21 protein-coding genes are annotated in these 26003 nt (G+C 51.4%); 16 read left to right on the top strand and 5 right to left on the bottom strand.

The genetic code is table 11. The annotated features are described in order from the left end of the window. Window positions 1-25 precede the first annotated feature (25 nt). The 13 genes from nuoF to FRZ59_RS07950 all read left to right on the top strand — a co-directional run bounded on the left by nuoF (window position 26) and on the right by FRZ59_RS07950 (window position 15392). The gene (nuoF, locus tag FRZ59_RS08010; protein WP_132129400.1) at window positions 26-1306 is read left to right on the top strand and encodes an NADH-quinone oxidoreductase subunit NuoF; all 1281 of its coding nucleotides are present in this window, start codon (window positions 26-28) and stop codon (window positions 1304-1306) included. Continuing rightward, window positions 1287-4007: an NADH-quinone oxidoreductase subunit NuoG gene (gene nuoG, locus FRZ59_RS08005; RefSeq protein WP_132129399.1), complete on the top strand. Its 2721-nt coding sequence runs from the start codon at window positions 1287-1289 to the stop codon at window positions 4005-4007. The genes nuoF and nuoG overlap by 20 nt, the downstream gene beginning before the upstream one ends. Continuing rightward, on the top strand, window positions 3982-4941 hold the full coding sequence (nuoH, locus tag FRZ59_RS08000; protein ID WP_207910290.1) for an NADH-quinone oxidoreductase subunit NuoH: 960 nt from the start codon (window positions 3982-3984) through the stop codon (window positions 4939-4941). The genes nuoG and nuoH overlap by 26 nt, the downstream gene beginning before the upstream one ends. A gap of 1 nt (window position 4942) precedes the next feature. Then, window positions 4943-5458 carry an NADH-quinone oxidoreductase subunit NuoI gene (gene nuoI / locus FRZ59_RS07995; protein WP_132129398.1) on the top strand — a complete coding sequence of 172 codons (516 nt, stop codon included), beginning with the start codon at window positions 4943-4945 and terminating at the stop codon, window positions 5456-5458. Then, window positions 5455-5985: an NADH-quinone oxidoreductase subunit J gene (gene nuoJ / locus FRZ59_RS07990; RefSeq protein WP_132129397.1), complete on the top strand. Its 531-nt coding sequence runs from the start codon at window positions 5455-5457 to the stop codon at window positions 5983-5985. Before nuoI ends, nuoJ begins: the two co-directional genes overlap by 4 nt. Further along, window positions 5982-6290 (top strand): NADH-quinone oxidoreductase subunit NuoK, encoded by a 309-nt coding sequence (nuoK, locus tag FRZ59_RS07985; protein WP_132129396.1) that lies wholly within the window; start codon window positions 5982-5984, stop codon window positions 6288-6290. Before nuoJ ends, nuoK begins: the two co-directional genes overlap by 4 nt. A 77-nt stretch (window positions 6291-6367) precedes the next feature. Then, entirely contained in the window at window positions 6368-8239 is a 1872-nt protein-coding gene (gene nuoL / locus FRZ59_RS07980; protein WP_132129395.1) for an NADH-quinone oxidoreductase subunit L, read from the top strand. Window positions 8240-8252: 13 nt separating this feature from the next. Then, a complete protein-coding gene (locus FRZ59_RS07975; RefSeq protein WP_132129394.1) occupies window positions 8253-9809 on the top strand; it encodes a complex I subunit 4 family protein in 1557 nt (518 codons plus the stop codon). Then, a complete protein-coding gene (locus FRZ59_RS07970; RefSeq protein ID WP_132129393.1) occupies window positions 9796-11250 on the top strand; it encodes an NADH-quinone oxidoreductase subunit N in 1455 nt (484 codons plus the stop codon). Before FRZ59_RS07975 ends, FRZ59_RS07970 begins: the two co-directional genes overlap by 14 nt. Window positions 11251-11323: 73 nt before the next feature. Beyond that, on the top strand, window positions 11324-12697 hold the full coding sequence (locus FRZ59_RS07965) for an Nramp family divalent metal transporter (protein WP_207910289.1): 1374 nt from the start codon (window positions 11324-11326) through the stop codon (window positions 12695-12697). 176 nt (window positions 12698-12873) lie between these two features. Next, window positions 12874-13215, top strand: coding sequence for a DUF4143 domain-containing protein (locus FRZ59_RS19955; RefSeq protein ID WP_132129477.1), 342 nt, complete (start codon window positions 12874-12876; stop codon window positions 13213-13215). A 247-nt stretch (window positions 13216-13462) separates the two neighbouring features. Next, on the top strand, window positions 13463-14602 hold the full coding sequence (locus FRZ59_RS07955; protein WP_132129392.1) for a tectonin domain-containing protein: 1140 nt from the start codon (window positions 13463-13465) through the stop codon (window positions 14600-14602). A 76-nt stretch (window positions 14603-14678) separates the two neighbouring features. Beyond that, a complete protein-coding gene (locus FRZ59_RS07950; RefSeq protein ID WP_132129391.1) occupies window positions 14679-15392 on the top strand; it encodes a head GIN domain-containing protein in 714 nt (237 codons plus the stop codon). Between the two features lie 127 nt (window positions 15393-15519). Here the strand turns inward: FRZ59_RS07950 and FRZ59_RS07945 are convergent, their stop codons facing one another. The 5 genes from FRZ59_RS07945 to FRZ59_RS07925 all read right to left on the bottom strand — a co-directional run bounded on the left by FRZ59_RS07945 (window position 15520) and on the right by FRZ59_RS07925 (window position 22884). Beyond that, complete coding sequence (locus FRZ59_RS07945; protein WP_132129390.1) at window positions 15520-16167, bottom strand: helix-turn-helix domain-containing protein; 648 nt, start codon at window positions 16165-16167, stop codon at window positions 15520-15522. Window positions 16168-16275: 108 nt separating this feature from the next. Continuing rightward, a complete protein-coding gene (locus FRZ59_RS07940) occupies window positions 16276-17463 on the bottom strand; it encodes a DUF4407 domain-containing protein (protein WP_132129389.1) in 1188 nt (395 codons plus the stop codon). Between the two features lie 156 nt (window positions 17464-17619). Beyond that, on the bottom strand, window positions 17620-18951 hold the full coding sequence (gene odhB / locus FRZ59_RS07935; protein ID WP_132129388.1) for a 2-oxoglutarate dehydrogenase complex dihydrolipoyllysine-residue succinyltransferase: 1332 nt from the start codon (window positions 18949-18951) through the stop codon (window positions 17620-17622). 172 nt (window positions 18952-19123) lie between these two features. Next, window positions 19124-21940, bottom strand: a complete 2817-nt coding sequence (locus tag FRZ59_RS07930; RefSeq protein WP_132129387.1) for a 2-oxoglutarate dehydrogenase E1 component — start codon at window positions 21938-21940, stop codon at window positions 19124-19126. 35 nt (window positions 21941-21975) lie between these two features. After that, complete coding sequence (locus FRZ59_RS07925; protein WP_132129386.1) at window positions 21976-22884, bottom strand: MerR family transcriptional regulator; 909 nt, start codon at window positions 22882-22884, stop codon at window positions 21976-21978. A gap of 180 nt (window positions 22885-23064) precedes the next feature. On the opposite strand from FRZ59_RS07925, the gene FRZ59_RS07920 reads away from it, so the two are divergent. From FRZ59_RS07920 to FRZ59_RS07910, 3 genes are all read left to right on the top strand, one after another. Next, window positions 23065-23727, top strand: coding sequence for a TetR/AcrR family transcriptional regulator (locus FRZ59_RS07920; protein ID WP_132129385.1), 663 nt, complete (start codon window positions 23065-23067; stop codon window positions 23725-23727). Beyond that, window positions 23711-25036: an ABC1 kinase family protein gene (locus FRZ59_RS07915; RefSeq protein WP_132129384.1), complete on the top strand. Its 1326-nt coding sequence runs from the start codon at window positions 23711-23713 to the stop codon at window positions 25034-25036. Before FRZ59_RS07920 ends, FRZ59_RS07915 begins: the two co-directional genes overlap by 17 nt. Before the next feature lie 64 nt (window positions 25037-25100). After that, window positions 25101-26003: a TIGR01777 family oxidoreductase gene (locus FRZ59_RS07910; protein WP_132129383.1), complete on the top strand. Its 903-nt coding sequence runs from the start codon at window positions 25101-25103 to the stop codon at window positions 26001-26003.

Raw genomic sequence — 26003 nt, 5'->3', positions numbered from 1 at the left:
TTGAACTTTAAACCTTAAACTACAAATGAAACCCCTAACCACCCATATCAAAACAGACGGCAGCCCGCTTAGCCTGGAAGAATATGAAAGGCTGGGAGGTTACCAGGCGCTGCGCAAGGCATTGGGAATGTCGCCGGCGGAAATTACGGCGGAAGTAAAGGATTCCAACCTGAAAGGCCGGGGCGGGGCGGGCTTTAATACCGGGATGAAATGGAGCTTCGTGCCCATGGACGAAAATATTGACACGAAATACCTGATCTGCAATGCCGATGAAATGGAGCCGGGGACGTTCAAGGACAGGTGGCTGCTGGAAGGGCACCCGCATCAATTACTGGAAGGCATGCTGATCGCCGCTTATGCCATACAGGCCACGGAAGGATATGTGTTTCTGCGCTGGGCTTACAAAACAGCGGCTGAAGGAATTCGTAGGGCAATCGCAGAAGCCGAACTGTCGGGCTACCTCGGGCAAAATATCCTTGGAAGCGGCTTCCATCTGAAAATGCACCTGCATACCGGTGTGGGGCGTTACATGTGCGGAGAAGAAACAGCGCTGCTGAATTCTCTTGAGGGAAAGCGGGCCACCCCCAGGGCCAAACCTCCCTTCCCCCAGGTAAGCGGCCTGTTCGGAAAACCCACAATCGTGAATAACGTGGAAACCTTTTCCTGCATTCCGCACATTATTTCCATGGGGGCGGACTGGTTCAGGAACCTGAGCAAGAACCCGCAGGACGGAGGCACGAAAATCTATGGTGTAAGCGGGCAGGTGAAGCGGCCGGGAGCCTGGGAACTTCCCATGGGCGTTACGCTCCGGGAACTGATCGAAGAACATGCCGGTGGCATGAAGGACGGATTTCATTTCAGAGGCGCATTGCCGGGAGGCGCTTCCACCGATTTCCTGGTGGAAGAACACCTGGATGTGGCCATGGATTACGGATCGGTAGCGGCGGCCGGAAGCCGGCTCGGCACGGGAACGGTGGTTGTCCTGGATGACCGGACCTGCCCTGTTGGCTTCGTACATAACCTGGAGCATTTTTTTGCACAGGAGTCCTGCGGCTGGTGTACCCCCTGTCGGGAAGGCCTTCCCTGGACTGAAAAAATATTAAAAGCCCTGGAGAACGGGGAAGGCAGGGAAAACGACCTGGATACACTGGCATTCCACACGAAGGCCCTGGGACCCGGTCATACCTTCTGCGCGCTGGCGCCCGGCGCCATGGAACCCTTGCAAAGCGCTCTGAAATATTTCAGACAGGATTTTGAGCAGCATATTCACGAAAAAAGATGTCCTTATGGCCACACTATTCATTGATAACGCTCCTTATGAAGTAAAGGAAGGTAAAAACCTGCTGGAAGCCTGTCTTTCACTCGGCTTTAACCTGCCCTACTTTTGCTGGCACCCGGCCATGGGATCGGTGGGCGCCTGCCGGCAGTGCGCCGTAAAATCTTTTAAGGATGAAGAAGATGCGCAGGGCAAGCTGGTGATGGCCTGCATGGAGCCCGTACGTGACCAGGCCCGGATTTCCATCAGTAATAGTGAAGCGGTGGATTTCAGGGCGCATATCATTGAATGGCTCATGACCAACCATCCTCACGACTGCGCCGTTTGCGATGAAGGAGGCTCCTGCCATCTGCAGGACATGACCGTAATGACAGGACATAATTACCGGGACTACCGGTTTAACAAACGCACCTACCGGAACCAGTACCTGGGACCCTTCCTTAACCATGAAATGAACCGCTGCATCCATTGCTACCGCTGCGTACGCTTTTACAAAGATTATGCGGGCGGCAAAGACCTGGACGCTATGGGAGCGCATAATCACGTATATTTTGGCCGAAGTGAGGACGGCGTGCTGGAAAACGAATTCAGCGGGAACCTGGCGGAAGTCTGTCCCACGGGCGTTTTCACCGATAAAACACTGAAACAGCATTATACCCGTAAATGGGATATGCGCAGTGCGCCGTCCGTTTGCCAGGGATGCGGAATGGGCTGTAATATTATTGCGAGCGAACGGTACGGGGAGCTTCGGCAGATCAGCAGCCGCTTTAACGGCGAAGTGAACGGCTACTTTATCTGTGACAGGGGGCGTTTCGGCTATGAGTTTGTCAATAGCGATAACCGCATCCGCGAAATCGCCCTGAAAGACAAGCCCGCGGCCAAAGACAAAAACAGCCTCCTTAGCGCTGCGGCCGCTAAGATCATGGAAGGGAAAGTCCTGGGCGTCGGCTCACCGAGAGCTTCCCTGGAATCCAATTTTGCCCTGCGCATGCTGGTGGGAGAGGATAACTTTTACCATGGCGTTTCCGATACAGACTTCGACCTGGTGAATCTTTCGCTCCGCATCCTGAAGGAAGGCCCGGCAAAGACACCCACTCTTGGCGAGATCGAACAGGCCGACGCCATCCTGATACTGGGAGAAGACCTGATAAATACCGCCCCCAGGATGGCGCTGGCCCTCCGGCAGGCGGTGCAACGCTCACCTGCCGAAGCAATTTCCCAATCCATAAAGGTCCCGCTTTGGCAGGATGCCGCAATTCGTGAAGCCATCCAGGATGACAAGGCGCCTTTGTACAGCATTACCCCTTACCCGGCTAAACAGGATGAGCTTGCCGCGAAAAGCCTGTATGAAAGCCCTGACGATATTTCCCGCCTTGGCTTTGCCGTTGCGCATTCGATCTATGCCGCCACTACGGAAATCAAACGGCTTAACGACGAAGAAAGAACGCTGGTTTCCCTGATCGCCGACACGTTACTTCGGGCCGAACGTCCGCTGATCATTTCCGGCTACGGCGCCGGCAGCGAGCCGGTCATACGTTCAGCTGCCGATGTTGCCTGGGCCCTTTCCAAAAAGGGAAGGAATGTCCGGCTTGCCCTTACGGTTCCCGAATGTAACAGTATGGGGCTGGCCATGATGGGCGGACACCGGTTCGAATCAGCCCTTGACGCCGTTAAAAGCGGGCATTCCGATACCGTAATAATACTTGAAAACGATCTTTACCGCCGGGCGGAAAAGGAGCTGGCCGATGAATTCTTCCAAAGCAGCCGGGAGGTGATCCTGCTCGACCATTTATATCATCAAACGGCGGAAGCAGCCGGTATGCTCATTCCCGTGGCCACCTTTGCCGAAGCAGACGGCACGCTGGTAAACAGTGAGGGGCGGGGTCAGCGTTTCTTCCAGGTATTTACGCCAGATGAACCTATACAGGAAAGCTGGCGATGGCTTCAGCAGCTGGCGGGCGCCTGCAGCAGGGAAAACCTGAGTCATCTTAAAACATTTGATGACTTTCTGCGCGAAATGGCCAGGGTGCTGCCGCAATTCCAGGGTGTGGAAGAAATCAGCCCCTCCGCGGATTTCCGGATTGGCGCACAGAAGATCCCGCGGCAGCCTCATCGTTACAGCGGCCGCACAGCTAAAGATGCCCACATCCAGGTAAGCGAACCCAAGCCGCCAGAAGACGAGGATACCCCGCTTTCCTTTACAATGGAAGGCTACAAAGGCATTCCTCCTTCTTCCGTCATTCCTTTTTTCTGGTCGCCGGGATGGAACTCCATACAGTCCGTCAATAAGTACCAGGTAGAAGTAGGCGGCTCCCTGCACGGAGGCGATCCAGGGAAACGCCTGATCCACCCGGAAGAGGTGGGAGAAACGGCCTTTTTTGCCGAACAAGCAGCGCCCTTTCAGGCACGGGAAGGCTGCCTTTACCTCATTCCGCGCCACTTTATTTTCGGCACTGAAGAACTCAGTGTTTATACGCCGGGGATCGCTTCCCAAAGTCCCGCGCCCGGGCTGAGGGTCAGTACAAAAGATGCCGCTTTATGGGGGCTGGGCAACGGCGACTCTTTGGAATTCCAGTACAAAGGGCAGGAATATAAACTGCCCCTGCAAATAGAAGAAAATTGCCCGCCGGGCATGGGGACGGTTCCGCTCGGACTAACGGGTGTTCCCTATATGGATCTTCCCGGATGGGTAAAACTAAAGTCGGATGGAAGAAATGGAAGCAGCTATTAATCCCTGGTGGATCATTGGAGGTGTCCTATTCGTGGTACTGAATACCGCCGCCGGCCTTATCTGGCTGGAAAGGCGGCTGCTGGCCTTATGGCAGGACCGCTATGGCCCCAACCGCGCGGGCCCCTTCGGCATACTGATCGTCCTGGCCGATTCCATTAAAATGTTTTTCAAGGAGGACTGGGTCCCTCCCTTTGCCGACCGCCTGGTCTTCGTCTTCGCACCCGCCATTGTGGTTGCTACCGTACTCATGAGCTTTACCATTATCCCTTTTGCGCCCGGCCTTATGGTAGCTGACTTTAACATTGGCATCCTGCTGTTCCTCGCCTTCTCTTCCCTGGGAGCCTACAGCATTATGCTGGGAGGCTGGGCTTCCAACAATAAATATTCCTTGCTGGGCGCCATGCGCGGAGCGGCACAGATGATCACCTATGAAGTATTCATGGGACTGTCGCTGATGGGTGTGGTCCTATTGAGCGGATCCTTTAATCTGAAGGACATTGTACTGGCCCAGCAGGGCGGATGGTTTATTTTCCCGCAGTTTGTCGGCTTTTTCATTTTCCTGGTGGCCGGGATCGCCGAGACCCACCGCCTGCCTTTCGACATACCCGAATCGGAAAGCGAGCTGGTCGCCGGCTTCCATTCGGAATATTCGGGAATGAAATTCGGTATGTTCTTTATCGGTGAATACATGGGCGTTACGCTGATATCATGCCTTGTAACGACGCTCTATTTCGGCGGCTGGCTTGGGCCGGATTTCCTGCCCCCTATCATCTGGTTTGTGATTAAGACCTTCGCGTTCATTTGCTTGTTCATCCTGTTGCGGGCGTCGCTGCCACGCCCCAGGTATGACCAGCTGATGGAATACGGTTGGAAATTCTTGCTGCCTCTTTCACTGCTGAATTTACTGGTGACGGCAGCGATAAAATTGTTATAGTATGTACAGTTTATTAAGAACCATGTGGCTGACTTTCCTGCATATGTTCCATAAGCGGGAAACGTATCAGTATCCGGAAAAGAAAGCCCCTTTACCGGCGCGGTGGCGGGGAAGGATCGTGCTGACCCGTGACCCTGATATGGGTGAACGATGTGTAGGCTGTTACCTTTGCGCAGCGGCTTGCCCGGTTGACTGCATTGCGCTTCAAGCCGCCGAAGACGAGGAGGGGCGCCGTTACCCGGAGTTTTTCCGGATCAATTTTTCCCGCTGCATTTATTGCGGCTATTGTGAGGAAGCCTGCCCTACCTATGCGATCCAGCTCATACCGGACTATGAAATGGCGGAGTACGACCGGCAGAACCTGGTCTATGAAAAGGAAGACCTGCTGATAAACGGCCAGGGAAAATACCATGGATACAACTACTATAAAGTAGCGGGGCTGGCCATTGGCGGAAAAGGAAAAGGCGAAGCGCAGAAAGAAGATCCTCCTGTAAACCTGAAAGACTTATTGCCATGAACCTCGCTTTTAACATAGCAGCGGTCATCGCCGTCGTTTGCACCATCATGGTGGTGACCCGGTATAATATCATGCATGCCCTGCTATACCTGGTAACCTCCTTTATGGCGGTTGCAGTCATCTTTTTTACCTACGGAGCCCCGTTTATCGCCGCCCTGGAACTGATCGTGTACGCAGGCGCCATCATGGTCCTGATGGTATTCGTGATCATGATGCTAAATCTCGGAGGCGAATCGGCCGGAGAAGAAAAACAGTGGCTAAGCCCCCGCATATGGATATTCCCGGCATTACTGTCCCTGGTACTGCTGGTGGAACTGATCTGGCTCATCTATTCAGAAGATTACGTAAACAACGAACAAATAAAGGTAGTGGATACGAAAGAAGTAGCCTTGTCCCTGTACGGCCCTTATATGCTGGCGGTTGAACTATCGGCCATGTTACTGATGGCCGGCATAGTGGGCGCCTATCACCTGGGGCGGCAGCGGAAAAAGATCGTACACCGCTTCCTGGAAAGGAGTGACAGATGAATTTACCGCCAATGGAAACCGGCCTGCTGCTGGCAGGCATACTTTTTATGCTTGGCTTGCTGAGCGTATTAATACGGAGGAACATACTTTTCATGCTGATGTCCGTAGAGATCATGCTGAACGCTGCAGGGCTGGCATTTATCGTGGCCGGGGCGCGCTGGAGCCAGCCCGACGGACAGATCATGTTCATGTTCATCCTGGCCATGGCCGCCGCCGAAGTTTCCGTAGGCCTTGCGCTGATCCTCCAGATCTATCATCAACTCAAAACAATTGACAGCGATGCGGCAAGTAAAATGAAATTTTGAACGAAGTCAAAGTTCCTGCAAAAGGCGGCGCCCGTCGTAGCCAACGTTGAACTTTGAACATTAAACTTTGAACCAATATGGCATGGTGGTTAATTCCGGCTTTCCCCTATTTAGGAGCAATGATCCTGATCCTTGCCGGCGGCCGGCTTTCTAAACCGGCAGCAGGGATCATTGGCTGCGGAAGCATGGGGCTTTCCGCGCTGCTGACTATTATTACCGGCGTTGCGTTTATTTCCGGGAAAGGCGAACCCCTGACACTCCGGCTTTGGGAATGGTTTGACGTGGCTGGCTGGAGCCCCGGGATCACCCTTTACCTGGATTCCCTGTCACTGGTTTTTACCTTTGTCATTACGTTTGTGGGTTTCCTGATCCATGTCTATTCCACCGGCTACATGGCCAAAGATGAGGGCTTCACTCGCTTTTTCGCTTACCTGAACCTGTTCGTGGGCTCCATGCTGATGCTGGTGCTGGCCGACAACCTGCTGCTGATGTATTTGGGATGGGAAGGCGTAGGCCTTTGCTCCTTCCTTCTTATCGGTTTCTGGTATAAGGATCCTGTAAACGGAGCGGCTGCGCAAAAAGCATTTATTGTTACCCGGATCGGCGATACGGCCTTTGCCATCGGATTATTTATGCTGTTCCAGGCATTCGGCACCCTGAATATCCGGGAGATCCTGAGCGGTACGGAAGGCGTATGGCCTGCCGCCGCCAGCCCCACGGTAATTGCGCTGCTTCTGCTTGGCGGAGCGGTGGGAAAATCAGCCCAGCTGCCCCTGCAGACCTGGCTTCCAGATGCAATGGCCGGCCCCACCCCGGTTTCGGCGCTGATCCATGCTGCCACCATGGTTACGGCCGGGGTCTACCTGATCGCCAGGATGCATCCCATCTTCGAGCTTTCTCCCGCGGCAATGAGTACCGTGGCGCTTATCGGGGCTCTGACGCTGCTCATTGCTGGGTTCAGCGCCCTTTGCCAGCGGGACCTGAAACGGGTGCTGGCCTACTCCACCATCAGCCAGATCGGGTATATGTTCCTGGCGCTGGGGCTCGGCGCATGGACGGCCGCCATTTTCCATTTTTTTACCCATGCTTTCTTCAAGGCCTTGCTATTCCTGGGAGCGGGCGCCGTGATCGAAGCCCTGCATCACGAACAGGATATGTTCAAAATGGGCGGCTTGCGCAAGGAACTTCCCGTGGTCTATTGGACTTTTCTCGCCGGCTCCGCATCCCTGGCTGCGCTGCCCCTTATCACCGCCGGTTTTTACAGCAAGGACCAGATCGTCTGGCTGGCCTTCGCCGGTGAAAATGGCAGTACCTGGCTATGGCTTGCAGCGTTAACGGGAGCATTTCTTACCGCTATATATACCTTCCGGATGGTGTTCATCACCTTCTGGGGTGAAGTCAAAACAGCCGTTTCTCATCATCCGGGCAAGGCGATGACTGTCCCGCTGCTGATCCTTGCTTTCTTTTCCATCTTTGCCGGCTTTATCGAATTACCGCATAACCTGGGGCATATTACCTTATTTTCCGGCTTTCTGAATACCGTATTGCCGGTATCCCACTCCGTCAGGGAGTCCATCGCACTGGAATGGCTCTCCCAGGGCATCGCCGCGATACTCACTTTTGGAGGCATTTATATTTCCTGGTTGTTTTTTATACGGAAACCGCAGCTGCTGCCCGGACTGGATAAAAGCACCAGGGGCTTGCAGCGGCTTTTTCATTCCGGATGGGCCTTTGACCAATTATACGGAGCCCTCTTGGTAAGGCCCTATAAATGGCTGGCTGCCATCAACCGTGAAGATATTACGGATAAATTTTATACAAGCCTTGCTTCCTTCAGCTTCTGGCTGAACAGGCAATTTATTCAAACCCAAACAGGAATCCTCCGGCAATACATTCTCGGCGCTGCGATAGGAGCCCTTATTATTTTGACTATTAGCATTTTAGCATGAAACTATTTTAAATATGATCCTCGCCTGGCTGATATTGATCCTGCTGACCGGAGGGCTGCTTTCCTGGCTGATTGCCCGCTGGAATGTGTTGCTGGCGCGGTATACGGCCCTGGCAGCGGTGCTTCTTGACTTCGCCATCGCCCTGGGAATCTGGCTGCAAAACCCATCGCCCGGGGAATGGATAACAGACCTGAACCTGGAATGGATCCCCCGCTTCGGCATCCGCTTTCATTTAGCGCTCGACGGCCTGAGCCTGCTAATGCTCCTGCTTACCTTTTTCCTGGGAGCGCTGGGCGTGCTTTGCTCCTGGAAAGAGATCAGGGAGCGGCCCGGCTTCTTTCATTTTAACCTGCTTTGGGTACTCGCCGGCATAACCGGCGTATTTCTGACAATGGACCTTTTTCTCTTTTATTTTTTCTGGGAAGTCATGCTCATTCCTATGTATTTCCTGATCGGTATCTGGGGCCACGCAAACCGCATTTACGCCGCTTATAAATTTTTTATTTTCACGCAGGCCAGCGGGCTATTCATGTTACTGGCCATCCTGGGGCTTTATTTCATCCAGGGACAAAGCTCCGGGAACTATTCCTTCGATTATTTTGACTTACTGGGTACGGAATTACCGGCAGGTATTGCCGGCTGGCTCATGGGCGGCTTCCTCCTTGCCTTTATCGTGAAACTGCCCGCCTTCCCCTTCCACAACTGGCTTCCCGATGCGCATGGAGAAGCCCCTACCGCCGGCAGCCTGGTATTGGCCGGATTGCTGCTAAAGACCGGGGCCTATGGCCTGATCCGCTTTGTATTGCCGCTGTTCCCGGAACAAGCCATGAACTTCGCTCCCTGGGGAATGCTGCTGGGCGTGATCGGGATCCTGTACGGAGGCAAGCTCGCCTTTGCCCAAACCGATCTGAAACGGCTCATTGCCTACACGAGCGTAAGCCACATGGGTTTCGTCATGCTGGGGGTATTTGCCTTTACTGAAATGGCGCTGCAGGGAGTAGTGATGCAAATGATCACCCACGGCATCAGCACGGGAGCCTTATTTCTCCTGGCAGGAATGCTGTACGAACGTACGCATACCCGGGACATTACCCAAATGGGAGGTTTGTGGAAAGGGCATCCGGCGCTCGGCGCCGCCATGATGGTCTTTGTCATGGCTTCCCTGGGATTGCCGGGCCTGGGAAATTTCATTGCGGAGTTCCTCACGTTAAACGGTACCTGGCCTTCCAACCGGCTAATGACGGTACTGGCCGCGACGGGCCTGGTAATCGCCACTATCTACTCGCTGCGCATTATGCAGAAAGTGTTTTTCGGACAAACACAGAAGGAATGGGAATTTCCAGATATGCGGCTCCGGGAGTACCTGATCATGATGCCCCTGGTGGCGGCGATCATCTGGCTTGGCTTATTTCCGCAAAAAGCGTTGGAAACATCGGAAAATGCGATCATGAAACTAAACCAGCCAGGAAGCGTCTTCAACATCTCACCCGGCGCCCCCGCGCTAAATCAGGCGGAGAATACTTTGAAAATCCAACCCGGCGAAAAGGAGGTCTTCGATGAACGGAACTGATTTTATGAGCATTCTCCCTTTACTGATCTGTTCGGCAGCAGCCCTCGTATTGATCAGCGCCATTGCCATTCGCCGCAATCACCTGTTAATGTATATACTGACCCTGCTCTCCTTCCTCGCCGCGTTTGCAGGAGTTTTTTATTCATATGACAGCATTCCGCATATTATTGAGCCGCTCTTTATCATTGACGGCGCAGGCATTTTCAGCATGGGGCTTATCCTGCTGGCAGCGCTGGCCGTAACCCTCCTTTCCTACGGCTATTTTGAACAAAGAGAAAGCCGCAGGGAAGAATATTATGTGCTGCTGGTCCTGGCTACCCTGGGCGCACTGGTCCTGGTCATCAGCCGGCATTTCGCTTCCCTGTTTCTGGGGCTGGAAACACTTAGCGTAAGCCTTTACGGCCTTATCGCCTACCTTCGCCGCCGCGAAAGATCAGATGAAGCTGGTATTAAGTACCTGATCCTGGCCGCCTTTTCTTCCGCCTTCCTGTTGTTTGGCATGGCGCTTATTTACGCGCAGACCGGGAATATGTCTTTCCCGGAAATAGGCAAATCCCTGGCAGCGATGGAGCAGCTTACCCCGCTGCTGATGGCCGGTTTCGGAATGATGATCGTGGGCATCGGCTTCAAGCTGGCTGTGGTGCCCTTTCATATGTGGACTGCCGATGTGTACGAGGGCGCTCCAGCCCCGGTAACCGCCTTTATCGCCACTGTTTCCAAAGGGGGAATGATGATCCTTTTGCTTCGCTTCTTTGCAGAGGTGAATGCTTACCGCTACCCTGTACTCCTGCTTATTTTCTCGGTAATCGCCATTATTTCCATGTTCGCAGGAAACCTGCTTGCGCTTATGCAGCAAAATGTAAAACGCCTCCTGGCCTACTCCTCTGTCGCCCACCTGGGTTACCTTCTGGTAGCCTTTATCGCCGTTGCTGGAAATGCGGGCGGCGCCGGCGTGGAAGCCGTCATCTTTTACCTGGTTGCATATTTCATCACCACGCTGGGCGCCTTCGGCGTCCTTACCGTGCTTTCCGATCCCGTACGCGATGCCGAAAAGATGGAAGACTATAAAGGCCTCCTCTGGAACCGCCCCTGGCTGGCCCTGGTATTTACCGCCATGCTTCTGTCACTAGCGGGCATTCCGCTCACCGCCGGTTTCATAGGCAAATTCTACGTGGTGGCAGCCGGCGTGGATTCCAGCCGCTGGCTGCTGGTCATTATGCTGGTTATCAATAGCGTTATCGGGCTATTCTATTACCTGCGCCTGGTAGTCATGATGCTCCAGCCGCCGGATGCCCGGGAAACAAGCGAATCGCTGCACCCGGCATTCTATATAATCGGAGGCACTACGCTTGCCGCCCTCCTGCTGATGCTGGTCTGGTTTGGCATATACCCCGGATACCTGATGGACCTCATCCGGGAAATGCAAATCGCGGCGAGATGATGCCTTTGCGGGAAATTCCGGACCCCGTTAAGGATTATTCGGACAAATGTGCTAAATTAGGTAAAAAGAAGCTTTGCCTGAACCAACAAACAACCCGTTGCGGGAAGATCCTTACCTGCTCTCGGAGGACAGCATCCGGGAGCCGCCGGTAACATTTTCCGGGAAATTCCGGCAATTAGGCCCCGGCTTTATTCTCTCGGCAGCCATCGTCGGTTCCGGGGAACTGATCGCCACCACTACACTTGGGGCGAAAGCGGGATTTATTACCTTCTGGGTAATCCTACTGAGCTGCCTGGTGAAAGTAACGCTCCAGCTTGAATTTGGCAAGCATGCTATTTATTCGGGCGAGACCATTATGGCCGCCTTCAACCGGCTTCCCGGCCCCCGCCTGGGCAAGGCCAGCTGGACCATCTGGACCTGGCTTTTCATCCAGCTGTTCAAGCTACTGCAGGTGGGCGGTATCATTGGAGGGGTAGCGATTGCCCTGCATATCGCCTTCGCTTTCCTTCCGGTTCCGGCCTGGACCTTTCTGGCAGCCATTTCGGCCGCCTTACTGGTTTATAAAGGGTATTATGGTTCGGTCGAAAAACTTTGCCTCCTGATGATCGGCTTATTCACGCTCCTGACCTTTGCCTCGCTTTTTTCGCTTCAATATACCCCATACGCATTAGGCTGGGATGAAATAGCCAGCGGGTTATCATTCAACCTGCCCGTGGCGGCTGTTGGCGTGGCGATCGCCGCCTTCGGCATTACCGGCGTAGGCGGGGATGAGATCATGTATTATAATTACTGGTGCATTGAGAAGGGCTATGCCCGGTTTACCGGCCCTTACCGGGATACTCCGGAATGGCAGCGCAGGGCGAAGGGATGGATATCGGTGATGTACCTGGATGCCCTCTTTTCCATGCTCATTTATACCTTGGTAACAGCAGCCTTTTATCTCCTGGGTGCAGCTATCCTGCACCGCCAGGGCACCGTACCGGAAGGATACGCAATGATTGAGACCTTGTCCTATATTTATACGGAAACCCTCGGCCCCTGGGCAAAATCGGTATACCTGCTGGGTGCCTTTATTGTTCTTTACTCTACCTTGTTTGCCGCCCTGGCCAGCTGGACGCGCATTTTCTCCGATGCCTTCGGGCAAATAGGCTGGCTTGATTTTTACCGGCAGGAAACAAGGAAAAAAAGCATTGCCATCATGGCCTGGGTTTTTCCCTTTGCCTGGTCGCTGCTCTACCTCTTCATTAAGCTCCCGGTTTTGATGATCCTGCTAGGCGGGTTCAGTACATCCATCCTGCTGCTGATCGTTGTTTTTGCCGCGTATAATTTCAGGTACCGGCGCACGCCGGCAAACCTCCTCCCAACCCGCTTTTATGATGTCAGCCTCTGGATAAGCGCGCTGGTGATCCTCGCCGTTGGTGTTTATTCCATAAGCAAAGTGATTTGAATTCCCGGGCAACAAGCCCGGTTTGAAGTAATGGCATACCGTAGTTGTTTCAGATTTGCCGTCAAAATAGGGTAATATTTTCATGAATTTACCCACAAAACAGGGCGATTATTTTGTAAATTTGCCCCCAAAATGGGAAAAATGTTGCATAGAAACATCCTAAAGGAGGTCAGGAACTGCTTGCATCGAAATTCAAGGTACTTAACAGTCTTAATTTTTGGGTACGCCAAAAGGCAGACGCCTCTGCGGAGGTTGATTTTGTAATGCAACACAATGGAAATATTATTCCCATTGAAGTAAAATCCGGTTCTACAGGGTCCCTAAGATCTTTGCACGCATTTATGGATACTGCTCCGCATAACCTGGCGGTAAGACTATACAATGGAAAACTTAAAACAGATCACATATTTACACTAAACGGCAAAAAATACCTGCTGTTGAATCTTCCTTACTATTTAGGAGGGCAGATTGAAAACTATCTTGACTGGGTAAAATCTGGTAGAAATCCTGATCAATAGACGCCGCCTTATTGGCAGCAGCCAATCCACGCTACAGCTTATCTGATCACTTTCAAACCAAACACATTTTCCGCCCGTCCGAGTTAAGTACATTCTGATGCCTGCGCTATCTTGCCGCTTTTTTACTATTTATCCAGGTAGTTATTACCGCATATTTGTACAAGGCGACACCGAAAAAGCCAGACAAATACCAGGGCTTGGATTGGAACGACTTTGACCTGTTGCCGGAAAACAAAAAAGCAAAGTCATGAAAAAAAGAAGGATCTCAACGGAAGAGTACCAGTTCGCATTGTCCATTTTTGAAAGGGAATTTCCTCCGCGCGATGAAATCACCATTACGGACGGTACGGGACTTGGCGGCAGGCCTTATGTTCGCCCGACCATTGACGGCCACATCAGGATCTACATGGGCGCACTTTATGATAAATGCCTGGATTCTGACAGCAATAAAGCAGCTTTCGCGCATGAGCTTACCCATGCATGGCAAATTGAACATTATGGTTTGCTATGGTATGGCGCCCAGGCAATTGATAACCAGGTACTATCTGACGACGCTTATTCTTATGTCTGCGATGCAACAAAAACGCTGGGCGATTATAATGCTGAGCAGCAAGGGGAAATTATATCTGATTATTTCCGGAAAGACCCCTGCGCATCTGCCGTTGCCAGGAAAACGCTGCACAGCCAAACCTGGAAGTTGTTGATTGGCAGCGACGGCAGGGACATCACTGTTGATGCTAACGGAGTTTATTACCTGGTGAATACCGCAGGCCTTATTTACCGGTACGAAGGCAAGGACTGGCGCCGCTTGTCGGGAAGCGCCGGACGTTCCATTGCCGCAAATAATAACAGCGTCTGCCTGGTCAATACAGAAGGGATGATTTACCGGTTAATAAGCGAAACCTGGGAAAGAATGCCCGGCAGCGACGCAATAGATATAGCCATTAACCAGGACGGCGCCATTTGGATGGTGAACACAGCCGGCAAGATCTATCAATTTCAGGGATCCTCATGGAAGCAGATGCCAGGCAGCGACGGAATCCGAATTGCCGCAGGAGGCGGACAGGTATGGCTCATCAATACTGTTGGAAAAATATACCAGTTCAACGGTTCGGGCTGGACGCAGACCAGCGGCAGCGATGGCCGGGATATTACCGTTGCAAATGACGGAACCGTTTTTCTCACAAATACAGTTGGCAATATATACCAGCGGGAGGGAAATAACTGGACCCAGCTGGATGGAAGCGATGGAAGCGCCATCTCGGCAAACAATGGAAAACTGGCCCTCATAAATACCAAAGGACGGTTGTACTACCGGAATTTCGGTTTAATGCGTAATCACGATTGGAATATCGCCGCCTCTTCATTCGTAAGCACCCGGCAATAAATAGAAGGCCGGAGAAGCGGCAGTGACCTGCAACTTTTTCCGTTTTGGGAGCGTCTTATATAGAAAACCCAACAATATGAAAAGGTTTCCCGCAAAACTCTTGATCAGCATTATTCTTCTCTCAGGCTGTATACCTAGTGCAACCGCGCAAAATTCGCAGTCCCGTGACATATCCGGGTTCGAGGCCATTAGCCTGGAAGGCTCCTTTGAAGTTTTTATTGAAGAAGGCGCCAGGGAAAGCCTCCGGATGGAAGGTGATTCCGAAACCATGAATAAGATAAAGACCGAGGTCAGGGACGGAACGCTGAAAATTTACACCGAAAGGAAATGGTGGGATTGGAAGGGCTGGATTGATAATGGGCCCGTCAATATTTACATCACGTATAAGGAACTCAATGCTCTCTCCGTAAGCGGTTCCGGAACCATCAAATCTGAAAGCGAGCTGCGCAATAATTCCCTTGGCTTGTATGTAAGCGGATCGGGAAACATACAAGCGCCCATTAACGTATCTTCGCTGGAAAGCCATATCAGCGGTTCCGGGAAACTGGTCGTCTCAGGCAGCAGCGGCGAAGCAGATATCCGGGTTTCCGGATCGGGCGACTTTTCCGGAAAGAACCTGGAAGTCAACGAGGCGGAAATCCATATCAGCGGTTCCGGAAATGCCTGGCTAAGGGTTGAGGAGGAACTTGAGGCCCGTATCAGCGGCTCCGGAAATGTTCACTACAGTGGCAACCCTGTCCGTAAAAGCATATCAAGCAGCGGTTCCGGCAAAGCCATTGCCCGAAACTGAGTCCGGCAAGAATCTGGAAGTCAGCGAGGCGAAAATAACATCAAACGATCGCTGACCCGACATCAGATCTGAAGCACAACCGGAAACATTCGATCTTTCCGGCAAAGAGGTATTGCCGGGTTAAAGCTTAGCGAACTATTTTCAGAGAAGCTGAAAAAATTTTCTCCCTGCCGCTGTTTAATTGATAAGATGCCAGCAGTATCAGGAAGGTATTCAGTATGTAAAATCCTGGCAGCATCAGCCAGCCAACGATAGGCGGAAAAAACAATTGAAGATGCATAATTTTCGCCATAATCAGATAGCAAAATAACAAGAAAGCTGCCAGCGACCAGGTGATCTGGAAGTTAATAATGCGCTTTCCAAGGTTCCGGGCATTCTTTACCTGATCCTTTTTTATATGCCAAAGGAACATCGGCACAAAAATATTTCCAAAAGGAATAAACCAGAATGACAAGGCGGATAGGTTCAGGAAGTGCAGAAAGCTTTTATCTTCCTTTTCTGGCAAATCTTCCTTTTCCGGCACGTCCTTCTGTTCCTGCGGGTCCTTCTTTTCCTGCGCGTCCTTCTTTTCCAGGGCGTAGAACAGGTTTTCCAGTGGTACCTCCAATGCCGCAGCAATTAGCCTGAGCGTATCACCTCTCGGTTCGGTTTCCCCCTTTTCAATACGCTGCAATGTTCTCAGGTTAATGGAAGCCAGCTCGGCCAGCTTTTCCTGCGAAAGCCTTTTACTTTTTCGCAGAGCGATGATCTCCTGAGCCAAAGAACTATTATTCATAACAGTAATTTTAAACCAAAAGTAACACTAACGCCTTCGGAATGCAATATTTAAGCCCCGGCATTTCTACGGCATTTGCGCCTTTCCGGCCGGAAATCAAGCGGAGGCCTACTTCATCCGGATATAATCGGTGATATTTTCGGCGATGCCCTTGCGTTCCTTGTTCTTCCAGGCTTCGATGGCGGTTTCGGTTAGTTCCAATTCGGCTATTGCTTTGCTGCGGATAATGGAGCTTTGTTTTCCAGCTTCGGCATCTATATATGTTTCCTGCGTCCGGTTTTTGATACGTTCCGTTGCCTCCCGCTCCCGTTCAAGTTCGCGTATGCGGAGCGTTTCACGGGTAAGGATTTCTTCATCGTAGGGGCCTTTGGAAGAAATGAGCTTTACAAACACCGGCATACATTCAAAAGCGACAAAAAGGAGGGTAATAAACAGTACGGCGCCAGCGGTACTTTTGTCGTTTTGGCCGGTGCTTAATTCGGAGATCCCGGAAAGTGCGCTGTTGCGATCGGCAAAGCCGGCGAGGCTCGCGAGGCTATCCAGGGTTGCTTCTCCGGGGATAACCTGGTCCAGAAGCCCGTCGGCCTTTTTGCGAACCAGGATAAAGCTATCGGCGCGGGCGTATTCATTTCGAAGGTAGGCGAGCCTTTCCTCTTTTTGCCGGATGACCTCCTCCTTCTTCTTTGAATAGGGGCCATAGCCCTGGATCCCCGACGTTTGACTGGTCTTTTCTCCGAAGAATTCCTGGTTCAGTACGTATCTTAATTCATTGATCTCCTTGTACAGGCTATCGCCTTCCGCTTTCAGCGCGGCTGCCCGGCCGGACTCAAGGGCGTATTTCTTATCAAAGCTCTTATTAACGGTATCGATGCGCGCTTTAGCATCTGCGAGAAATTGCTCCTTTAGTTCCGCCCGTATTTCCTTGTCGAATATTTTGAGTTCCAGGGGGCGGGCGATCACGATAGCGATCAACACGGCGAGAATAATGCGGGGGCTGGCCTGCAGGAATTGCTTCCAGGCTGTGTCCTGCTTACTGATGCTGGATACAATGTAGCAGTCTAAATTAAAGATGGCCAGCCCCCAGAGTATTCCAAAGAAGATGACGAGCAGTACCGCGCCCGGACTGCCTGAGAAAACAAAATACAAGGCATAACCGCCGGCCAGCGCGGCAAAAAGCGCGGTAAAAACCACCGTCGCTCCTATGCTGAAATATTTATTATGCTCGGTGGGATGTTTGTCAAGAAGGGGAATATTAGCTCCCGCACAAAACCAGAAAAACCGGCTGATCTTTTTCATTGCTTCTCCCTGCTGTTACCATGTAAAAATCAGCATTTTATCGGAAAAGCAATGAAACATTTTTGTTATCCGGGCACTGCCATCCGGGCATCACACCTGCCCGTTCTTCACCTTGCTGCCTGCAGGCCAGGGCCGCCGGTTCTCGCGGCCGTGCGCCTAAACGCCCAGCAGCAATCTTGCCGGGTCTTCCAGCAATTGCTTAACGCGAACCAGGAAGCTCACCGACTCTTTTCCGTCTATGACACGGTGGTCATAGGACAGAGCCACATACATCACGGGACGTATCACAATTTCCTTATTCAGGACAACGGGGCGCTCCACGATATTATGCATTCCCAGAATGGCAGACTGCGGTGCATTGATAATCGGGGTAGACAGCATAGAACCGAACACGCCTCCGTTGGTGATGGTGAACGTGCCGCCGGTCATTTCTTCAATCGTCAGCTTGCCGTCCCGGGCCTTTACAGCAAGTTCAATCACTTTGTTTTCAATCGCATCAAGGGACAGGGTTTCGGCGTTCCTGATGACGGGGACTACCAGGCCGCGGGGTGTGGATACCGCGATGGAAATATCAACGTAATCATTATATACAAGTTCATCGCCGTCAATCCGCGCATTTACCGCGGGGAATTCCTTCAAAGCCTGGCAGCAAGCCCTGCTGAAAAAGGACATAAAACCAAGGCCTACCCCGTATTTTTCCTTGAATTTATCTTTGTACCGGGCGCGCAATTCCATGATACCTGACATATCCACTTCGTTGAAGGTGGTAAGCATGGCGGTATCGTTCTTGACCTGTACCAGGCGCCTGGAAATGGTTTTACGGAGATTGGACATGCGCTCGCGGCGTTCTTCCCGGGAGCCGGCTCCCGCAGGCGCGACAGCAGCTATTTTTGGCTGGCTTTCGCGGGGAGCAGACGGCGTCTGAGCAGGCGCGGCCTTTTCATTGCCGCCGGCGCTCTCCGACGCGGGGGCCTTTGCTTTCAGCGCATCGTCCTTGGTGATACGGCCGTCCTTACCGGTTCCGTTCACCGATGCCGGATCAATACCTTTTTCGGCCAGTATTTTTGCCGCCGCCGGAGAAGGGAACTTATCACTACCTTCAGATGCCGGTACTTCCTCAGCCGGAGCAGATTCCTTTTCGGCGGCAGCCGCCGCTTCCTTTCCAGCTGCTTCTTTGTCAGCTCCTTCTTTGCCAGCTGACTCACCGCCACCGGTTTCTTTGCCGGAAGCAGCTTCTTCCTTCGGTGCCCCTTCCCCTTCCTCAATAACGCAAACTACTTCCCCTACCGGGACGGTATCACCTTCCTGAGCTTTGATATGCAGGACACCCGCCTTTTCAGCGGTTAGTTCGAATGTAGCCTTATCTGATTCCATTTCAGCGATCACTTCGTCCATTTCAACGTAATCACCGTCCTTCTTCAGCCAGCTTGATAAGGTTACCTCGTTGATCGATTCGCCTACAGGCGGCACCTTCATTTCTACGCTCATTATAATTTATTTTTTATTTAATATCGGGTCTTTAATAGCCCGGAGATAAGTACCCCGGCCCCCCTCTCTAAAAACCACAAACTAAAAACCAGAAACTAAAAACTTCAAACCAGAAACTAAAAACTTCAAACCTTAAACTTCAAACCTTCTTTAAACTAAGGCTAAGGTAAGGCTAGTCCGTTTTAACCGCCTTCTTCACCGTCTTCCGTACCTTTGATTTCACTTCCGGACTTACCTCGCTTACAGGTTCTTCAAACGCCTTTGCTATGATCTCCAATTGCTGTGCCGTATGTTGTTTCGCATAGCCGGTAGCCGGGCTGCTGCTCTCCCGCCTGCTGATCACATCCAGGTTTCTCTTGCGGAACTTCCTGGAAATATACGGCCATGCGCCCATGTTTTCCGGCTCTTCCTGCACCCAGAAGAATTCTTTGGCGTGCTTGTATTTTTCCCGGATCTTTTCAATCTGATCAATGGGAGTAGGGTAAAGCTGCTCCACGCGAACAAGCGCTATATCCTTGCGTTTTTCTTTTTCCTGAGCCTCCAGCAAATCATAATACATTTTACCGTTGCACAAAAGCACCCTTCTTACATCCTTCACGGAAACATTATCATCATCGATCACTTCCTGGAAACCTCCCTTGGCGAAGTCCTTCAGCGGACTTACGCATTTAGGATGCCTCAACAGGCTCTTAGGGGTAAAGATCACGAGCGGTTTGCGAAAATCGCGCTTCAGCTGGCGGCGCAGCACATGGAATAGCTGGGCCGGCGTGCTGCAATTCACTACCTGTATATTGTTCTCGGCCGAAAGTTCCAGGAAACGTTCCAGGCGAGCAGAAGAATGCTCGGGGCCCTGCCCTTCATAACCATGCGGCAGCAACAGGACCAGCCCGTTCTGACGCTTCCATTTTTTCTCGGCGCTGGCAAAGAACTGATCAATAATGATCTGGGCGCCATTGGCAAAATCGCCGAATTGCGCTTCCCAGACGATCAGGGCCTGCGGCAAGGCCATCGCATAACCATACTCAAAGCCCAGCACCCCGTATTCCGAAAGATGGGAGTTATAGATCTCAAAAGGCGCCTGATCCTTGGACAAATGGGCAATAGGCGTATATTCTTCATCCGAATCCTCCACCTTTACAATTGCATGACGATGCGAAAAAGTACCCCGTTCCACATCCTGGCCGCTCACGCGAACGCGGTGCCCTTCCAGCACAAGCGTGCCATAGGCAAGCAATTCGCCCATTGCCCAGTCAAGGACTTTTGTTTCCCTGATCATTTTCAGGCGCTCATTGCACAGGCGCTCGATTTTCTTAAAGAAGGTCTTTTCTTTAGGAAGCGTATTCATTTTCACGCCGATATCCATCAGCGTTTGCTCCGGAACTGAAGTTTTGGGAGATTTAAGAAAATCATCCGCATTAGCAAAACGGTAACCCGTCCATGCTCCCGCCAGGATGGGCTTGACGGTGCTTGGAGGTTCATGTTTTACCTCATCAAGCCGTTCCTGCAGCATTTTACGGAAGTCCCGCTCCATCTCTTTCGCCATTTTTGCGTCCACGCTTCCCTGGGCAATCAGCTTATCCACATAAATCTCCCGCGGGTTGGGGTGGGCGGCAATGGCCTTGTATAAGGTCGGCTGGGTGAACCTGGGCTCATCCGATTCATTATGGCCGAATCTCCTGTAACAGAGTATGTCAATAAAGACGTCGTTATGGAATTGCTGCCGGTATTCCATGGCCATCTGGATAGCGTGTACCAGGGCCTCCACATCGTCCCCGTTTACGTGGAATACGGGAGAGAGGGTCACTTTAGCAATATCCGTACAATACGTACTTGAGCGGCCGTCCCGGAAATTCGTGGTGAAACCTACCTGGTTATTGATCACCAGGTGAATGGATCCGCCCGTACGGTAACCTTCAAGCTTCGCCATCTGGATCACTTCATACACTACGCCCTGTCCCGCAATGGAGGCGTCGCCGTGAATGAGGATCGGCGCCAGCTTATTCAAATCCCCGCTGTACTTAAAGTCAATTTTGGCCCGCGACATCCCCTGGGCTACCGGATCAACCGCCTCCAGGTGGGAAGGATTGGGGCAAAGGCTCAGATGCACTTTGCTGCCGTTCACTGTATCCACGTCATTGGAAAAGCCAAGATGGTATTTAACATCTCCGCCGTAAGGGTCCTCTACAGAATAACTCTTACCTTCAAATTCACTGAATATCTCCTTATAGGTCTTATTGAGAATATTCGCCAGTACGTTCAGGCGCCCGCGGTGGGCCATGCCTATTACAAACTCTTCAATCCCAAGCTCGGAACCCTTCTCTATAACGGCATCCAAAGCCGGAATAAGGCTTTCCGCTCCTTCCAGGGAGAATCTCTTCTGGCCCAGGAACTTGGTATGAAGGAAGTTCTCGAAAACAACTGCCTGGTTCAGCTTATGAAGAATGCGTTTCTTTTGTTCCGTAGTGAACTGAGTGGTGTTCCGGGTATGCTCCATGCGATCCTCGAACCACTTCATTTTAAGGGGGTTTCGGATATACCTGTACTCCACGCCAATGGACTGGCAATACGTATCCTGCAGCAATTGATAAATATCCCGAAGCGTCGCCGGCCCCAGGCCCAGCTGTACGCCGGCGTTGAAGACCATATCCAGGTCTTCCTCGCCCAGGCCGAAAGTTTCCAGCTCCTTGCCGGGATAATACTTCCGGCGTTCCCGTACCGGGTTGGTTTTTGTAAACAAATGGCCCCGTGAACGGAAGCCATTTATCATATCAAGAACACGTATTTCCTTGATAAAATGTTCAGGGGTTTCTCCTGTTGCGGTATCGCCGGTAACAGGTCTCCCGTCAGCCCCTTCCCGCTGCCCGAGATCAAAACCTTCGAAAAATTTTTGCCATTCCGCTTCTACCGAAGCAGGATCATCTTGATACGATTTGTAAAGGGATTCAATATAAGATGCGTGAGCGTTGGTCAGGTATGAAAGATTGTCCATTCGTCTGTATCCGTATACGGAACAAAATTAATAAATTAACATGTAAAAAAAACATTTCCCTGATGGGAATGTGCCCTTATAAATTCCGGCAGGTCGCGGATATCCCTGAGCGTATGGAGAAATTCATTTTCCCGGACCTGGTTGCACTTAACCAGCGGGCCTGTCAGCAGCACCGGGATGCCGGGGATAACTTCCTGTATTTTCTTAACCAGGCAGTTCATATCCCCGAAAACAGTATCTGAAGTAAGGGTGGTGAGTACGTAATTAGGATGGTAGTAGTTGACAATTTGCTCCAGGTCGGAAAGCGGAAGGTTCTGCCCAAGGTACAGCACATGCTGCCCTCTTGCTTTTAGTAAATAATTGGCGAACAGGAGCCCTACTTCGTGCGTTTCGCCCTCCGGCAGAAATAAAAGGTATTTCCTGGCCAGTTCGGAGTTCACGGTAGGAAGCTCGTCAATAGCAGCATGCAGCTTTTGCCTGATCAGGTGGGTGATAAAATGCTCGTGGGCAGGATTAATAGTGCCAACCTGCCACATTAACCCTATCTTCCTCATGAAGGGAAAAATCACGTCCGTAAACGTATGCTCAATTCCCATCACGGCTACGCAGGAAGATATGGTACGGTTAAATTGCTGTTCATCGAGCTTCAGGGTGGCCGTGCAAAGTGCGTTGGCCTTATCGCAGACATGGTTATTCTCCACCAGCTCTGCAATAAGATCGCACATTTCCCCTTCTGTCATCTCGGCTACCTTTGATATTCTGAAGCCGTTTTCCAGCAAGGTGGATATATTAAGGAATTTTTTGAGGTCGCTGTTGTCGTAATAACGGATATTGGTTTCGGTACGCTTGGGGGGTACCAGGTTATAACGTTGCTCCCAAATACGAATAGTGTGAGCTTTTATGCCCGTTAAGCATTCAATGTCTCTAATGGAAAACTTTTTCACGTTCCAAAATCCGAATAAATCTCTTTTCCAACAAATATATTACATTATACTATACATCCGGTTCAGGGCAATTGTTTTAACGAGTTTTCCCCACCGGGACCGGGAAGCGCGCCGTCCTGCCGCCGTTAAGGTAAAACTATCCGGGAAGCGGAATGTTTATTTATTGACAATCAGGAAATCATGGAAAAGAAAACCTCCGAAGAACGTATCAGGGAAGCTTATATCGATCATGTACTTACCCATAATCAAAAGCCGGTATCGGTATACGCCTTTATGAAAAAATTAAGGCTTTCCGAAAGTGTCTTCTATAGACACTACCCTTCTTTTGAAGCGCTGGAAGCAGGGATCTGGGACGAAATTTTCGGCAGCACGCTGGCAGCCGTTACAGCTTCCCCGGAATTCGCTTCCTTCTCGGCCAGGGACAAAACACTGACACTCTTTTATAGTTTTACGGAGGCCATGAAGCCTAACAGGAGCTTTATACGGTACAGTTTTAAAGATTCACCGCGCTTTCCCGGCGAGGTCCGTGTGTTGCGAAAGGTCCGCGAGTCCTTCCGTCTTTTTTGCGAGAACGTCATCGGACAGGGACTGGAATCAGGCGAGCTGAGCAAGCGGAAATACCTTGACCAGCGCTACAAGGATGCACTCTGGCTGCAGTTTATTTTCATTATCCGGTTCTGGGTAAATGACACCAGCCCGGAGTTTGAAAAAACGGATGAAGCCATAGAAAAAGGCGTTCAGCTAACATTTGACCTGATGGGGCACAGCCCCCTTGATAACCTGGTGGAATACGGAAAATTCCTTTTCCGGAACGCTAAATTCGCCTATGAAGGAGCAAAATAGCATCCCCAGTTCCAGGATCAGCCGTTCCGGAAAATTCATTGGTACCGGTATCAGGATTGGCGGCAACTACCTGAAACATTATTCCAAAAAGCTAGTCAATCCGCAGCTGGACAGGGAAGAACTGAACAAGGATAATGCGGAGGACATCTATAACTCCCTTAGTCAGCTGAAAGGCAGCGCGCTTAAAGTAGCCCAGATGCTGAGCATGGATCGTAACCTGTTGCCCAAAGCCTATACCGACCGCTTTTCAATGGCACAGTACAATGCCCCGCCGCTGTCCGGCCCGCTTATTATAAAAACGTTTACCAGGCATTTCGGGAAACCGCCCTCCGCCCTCTTCGATGAGTTTAATTTGCATTCTTCCAACGCTGCCTCCATCGGGCAGGTACACCGGGCGAGGCTCAATGACCGCGAGCTGGCCGTGAAAGTCCAGTATCCCGGCGTGGCCGAGAGCATTAGCTCCGACCTTAAAATGGTAAAGCCTTTTGCGCTGAAACTCATGGACGTCAGCGAAAAGGAGCTTAGCGTTTATATGCAGGAAGTAGAGGAAAAGCTGCTTGAAGAAACCGATTACGAGCTGGAGCTGGAGCGTTCCCGTTTCTTTACAGACAAAAGCTCCCTGCCCGGCATCGTGTTTCCCCGGTACTACCCGGAACTCTCCTGTAAAAAAGTAATTACCATGGATTGGCTGGAAGGGCTGCATCTGCGGGAATTTTTGCAAACAGACCCCTCTGCCCAAGTCCGAAACCAAATAGGCCAGGCTCTCTGGGACTTTTACAATTTCCAGCTGCACGAATTGCGCGCTGTACATGCCGACCCGCATCCCGGGAATTTCCTCGTTCTTCCCGGCGGCAAACTGGGCATTATCGACTTTGGCTGTATAAAGGAGCTTCCGGAAGATTTTTACAGCCCTTTCTTTTCCTTCGTATGCCCCCAACCGCTTTCCGACAGGGAAGAAACCATTGCCTGTTTCCGGCAGATGCAAATGATCCTTCCTGGCGATACCGAAGGCCAGGTAGAATTCTACTACCGGCATTACAAGGAAATGATCGCCTTATTCGCCCTGCCTTATAAATCCGGCGAATTTGATTTCGGCCGGGATGAGTACTTCCGCCAACTTTACGGCTATGGTGAGAAAGTCACCAAAATGAAAGAATTCAAGCAGGCAAGGGGAGTGAAACACTTCATTTACATGAATCGTACTTTATTCGGGCTTTATAATATACTGAACGAACTTAAAGCCCACATACGTACGGACACCTACCCGGCCCGGCTCAGGGAAACGCTCTGTTCGGTAACAGCATTGTGAACATCTTTGTAAAACCAAATTTCGGAGAGGAGGTTGTTAAAGTGTTGTTTATCACAACCTTATTATGTCTGAAAATGTACTCATTGCGGGAGGAAGCGGCCTGATCGGAAGCCGGCTCACCCAGCTTTTGCTGGAAAGGGATTATTGTGTTTCCTGGCTCAGCCGCTCTACTGAGAACAAGACCTCTTTCCGGGTATATCATTGGGATACTGTAAAGGGCGTTATTGAAAACGGCGCGGTTGAACAAGCCGATCACATCATTAATCTGGCCGGCGCCAACCTGAATACCCGCTGGACGGAGGAACGCAAAAAAATCATCGTAGACAGCCGTGTGAATAGTGCCAACCTGATTTTCAAAACCCTGAAGGAATGCCCCAACGAAGTAAAAACATATATCTCCGCTTCTGGTATCAGCTATTACGGCAATATGGGCAGCGAATGGATGACGGAGGATTTTCCCGCAGCCAATGATTTCCTGGGAACCTGCTGCCGGCTATGGGAAAAGGCGGCTTGTCAGATGGAATCCCTTGATATACGTACCATCCGGATCAGAACCGGAATGGTTCTTTCAGACAAAGGCGGAGCTTTGCCAAAACTGGCCGGGCCGGTAAAAGCCGGGATCGGCGCGGCGCTGGGAAACGGACAGCAATGGGTAAGCTGGATCCACATAGACGATATCTGCAAAATATATATCCATGCCCTTGAAAATCAGGACATGCATGGCGCTTACAATGCCGCAACACCCAATCCGGTAAGCAATAAGGGATTAATTAAAGAAATTGCCCGAACGCTGAACAAACCTCTGTGGCTTCCCAATGTCCCCGCCCTGGCTTTACGGGCGGTATTCGGGGAAATGAGTTCGGTAGTCCTTGACAGCACCAGGGTTTCCGCTGAACGCGTCCTGGACTCCTCCTTTCGCTTCCGCTTTCCTGAACTGCCCGCCGCGCTCCGGCAGATCTATCTATAA

Origin of the sequence: Anseongella ginsenosidimutans (genome assembly GCF_008033235.1) — a bacterium.
Classification (GTDB): domain Bacteria; phylum Bacteroidota; class Bacteroidia; order Sphingobacteriales; family Sphingobacteriaceae; genus Anseongella; species Anseongella ginsenosidimutans.
This window is presented reverse-complemented; position numbering and strand designations above follow the sequence as displayed.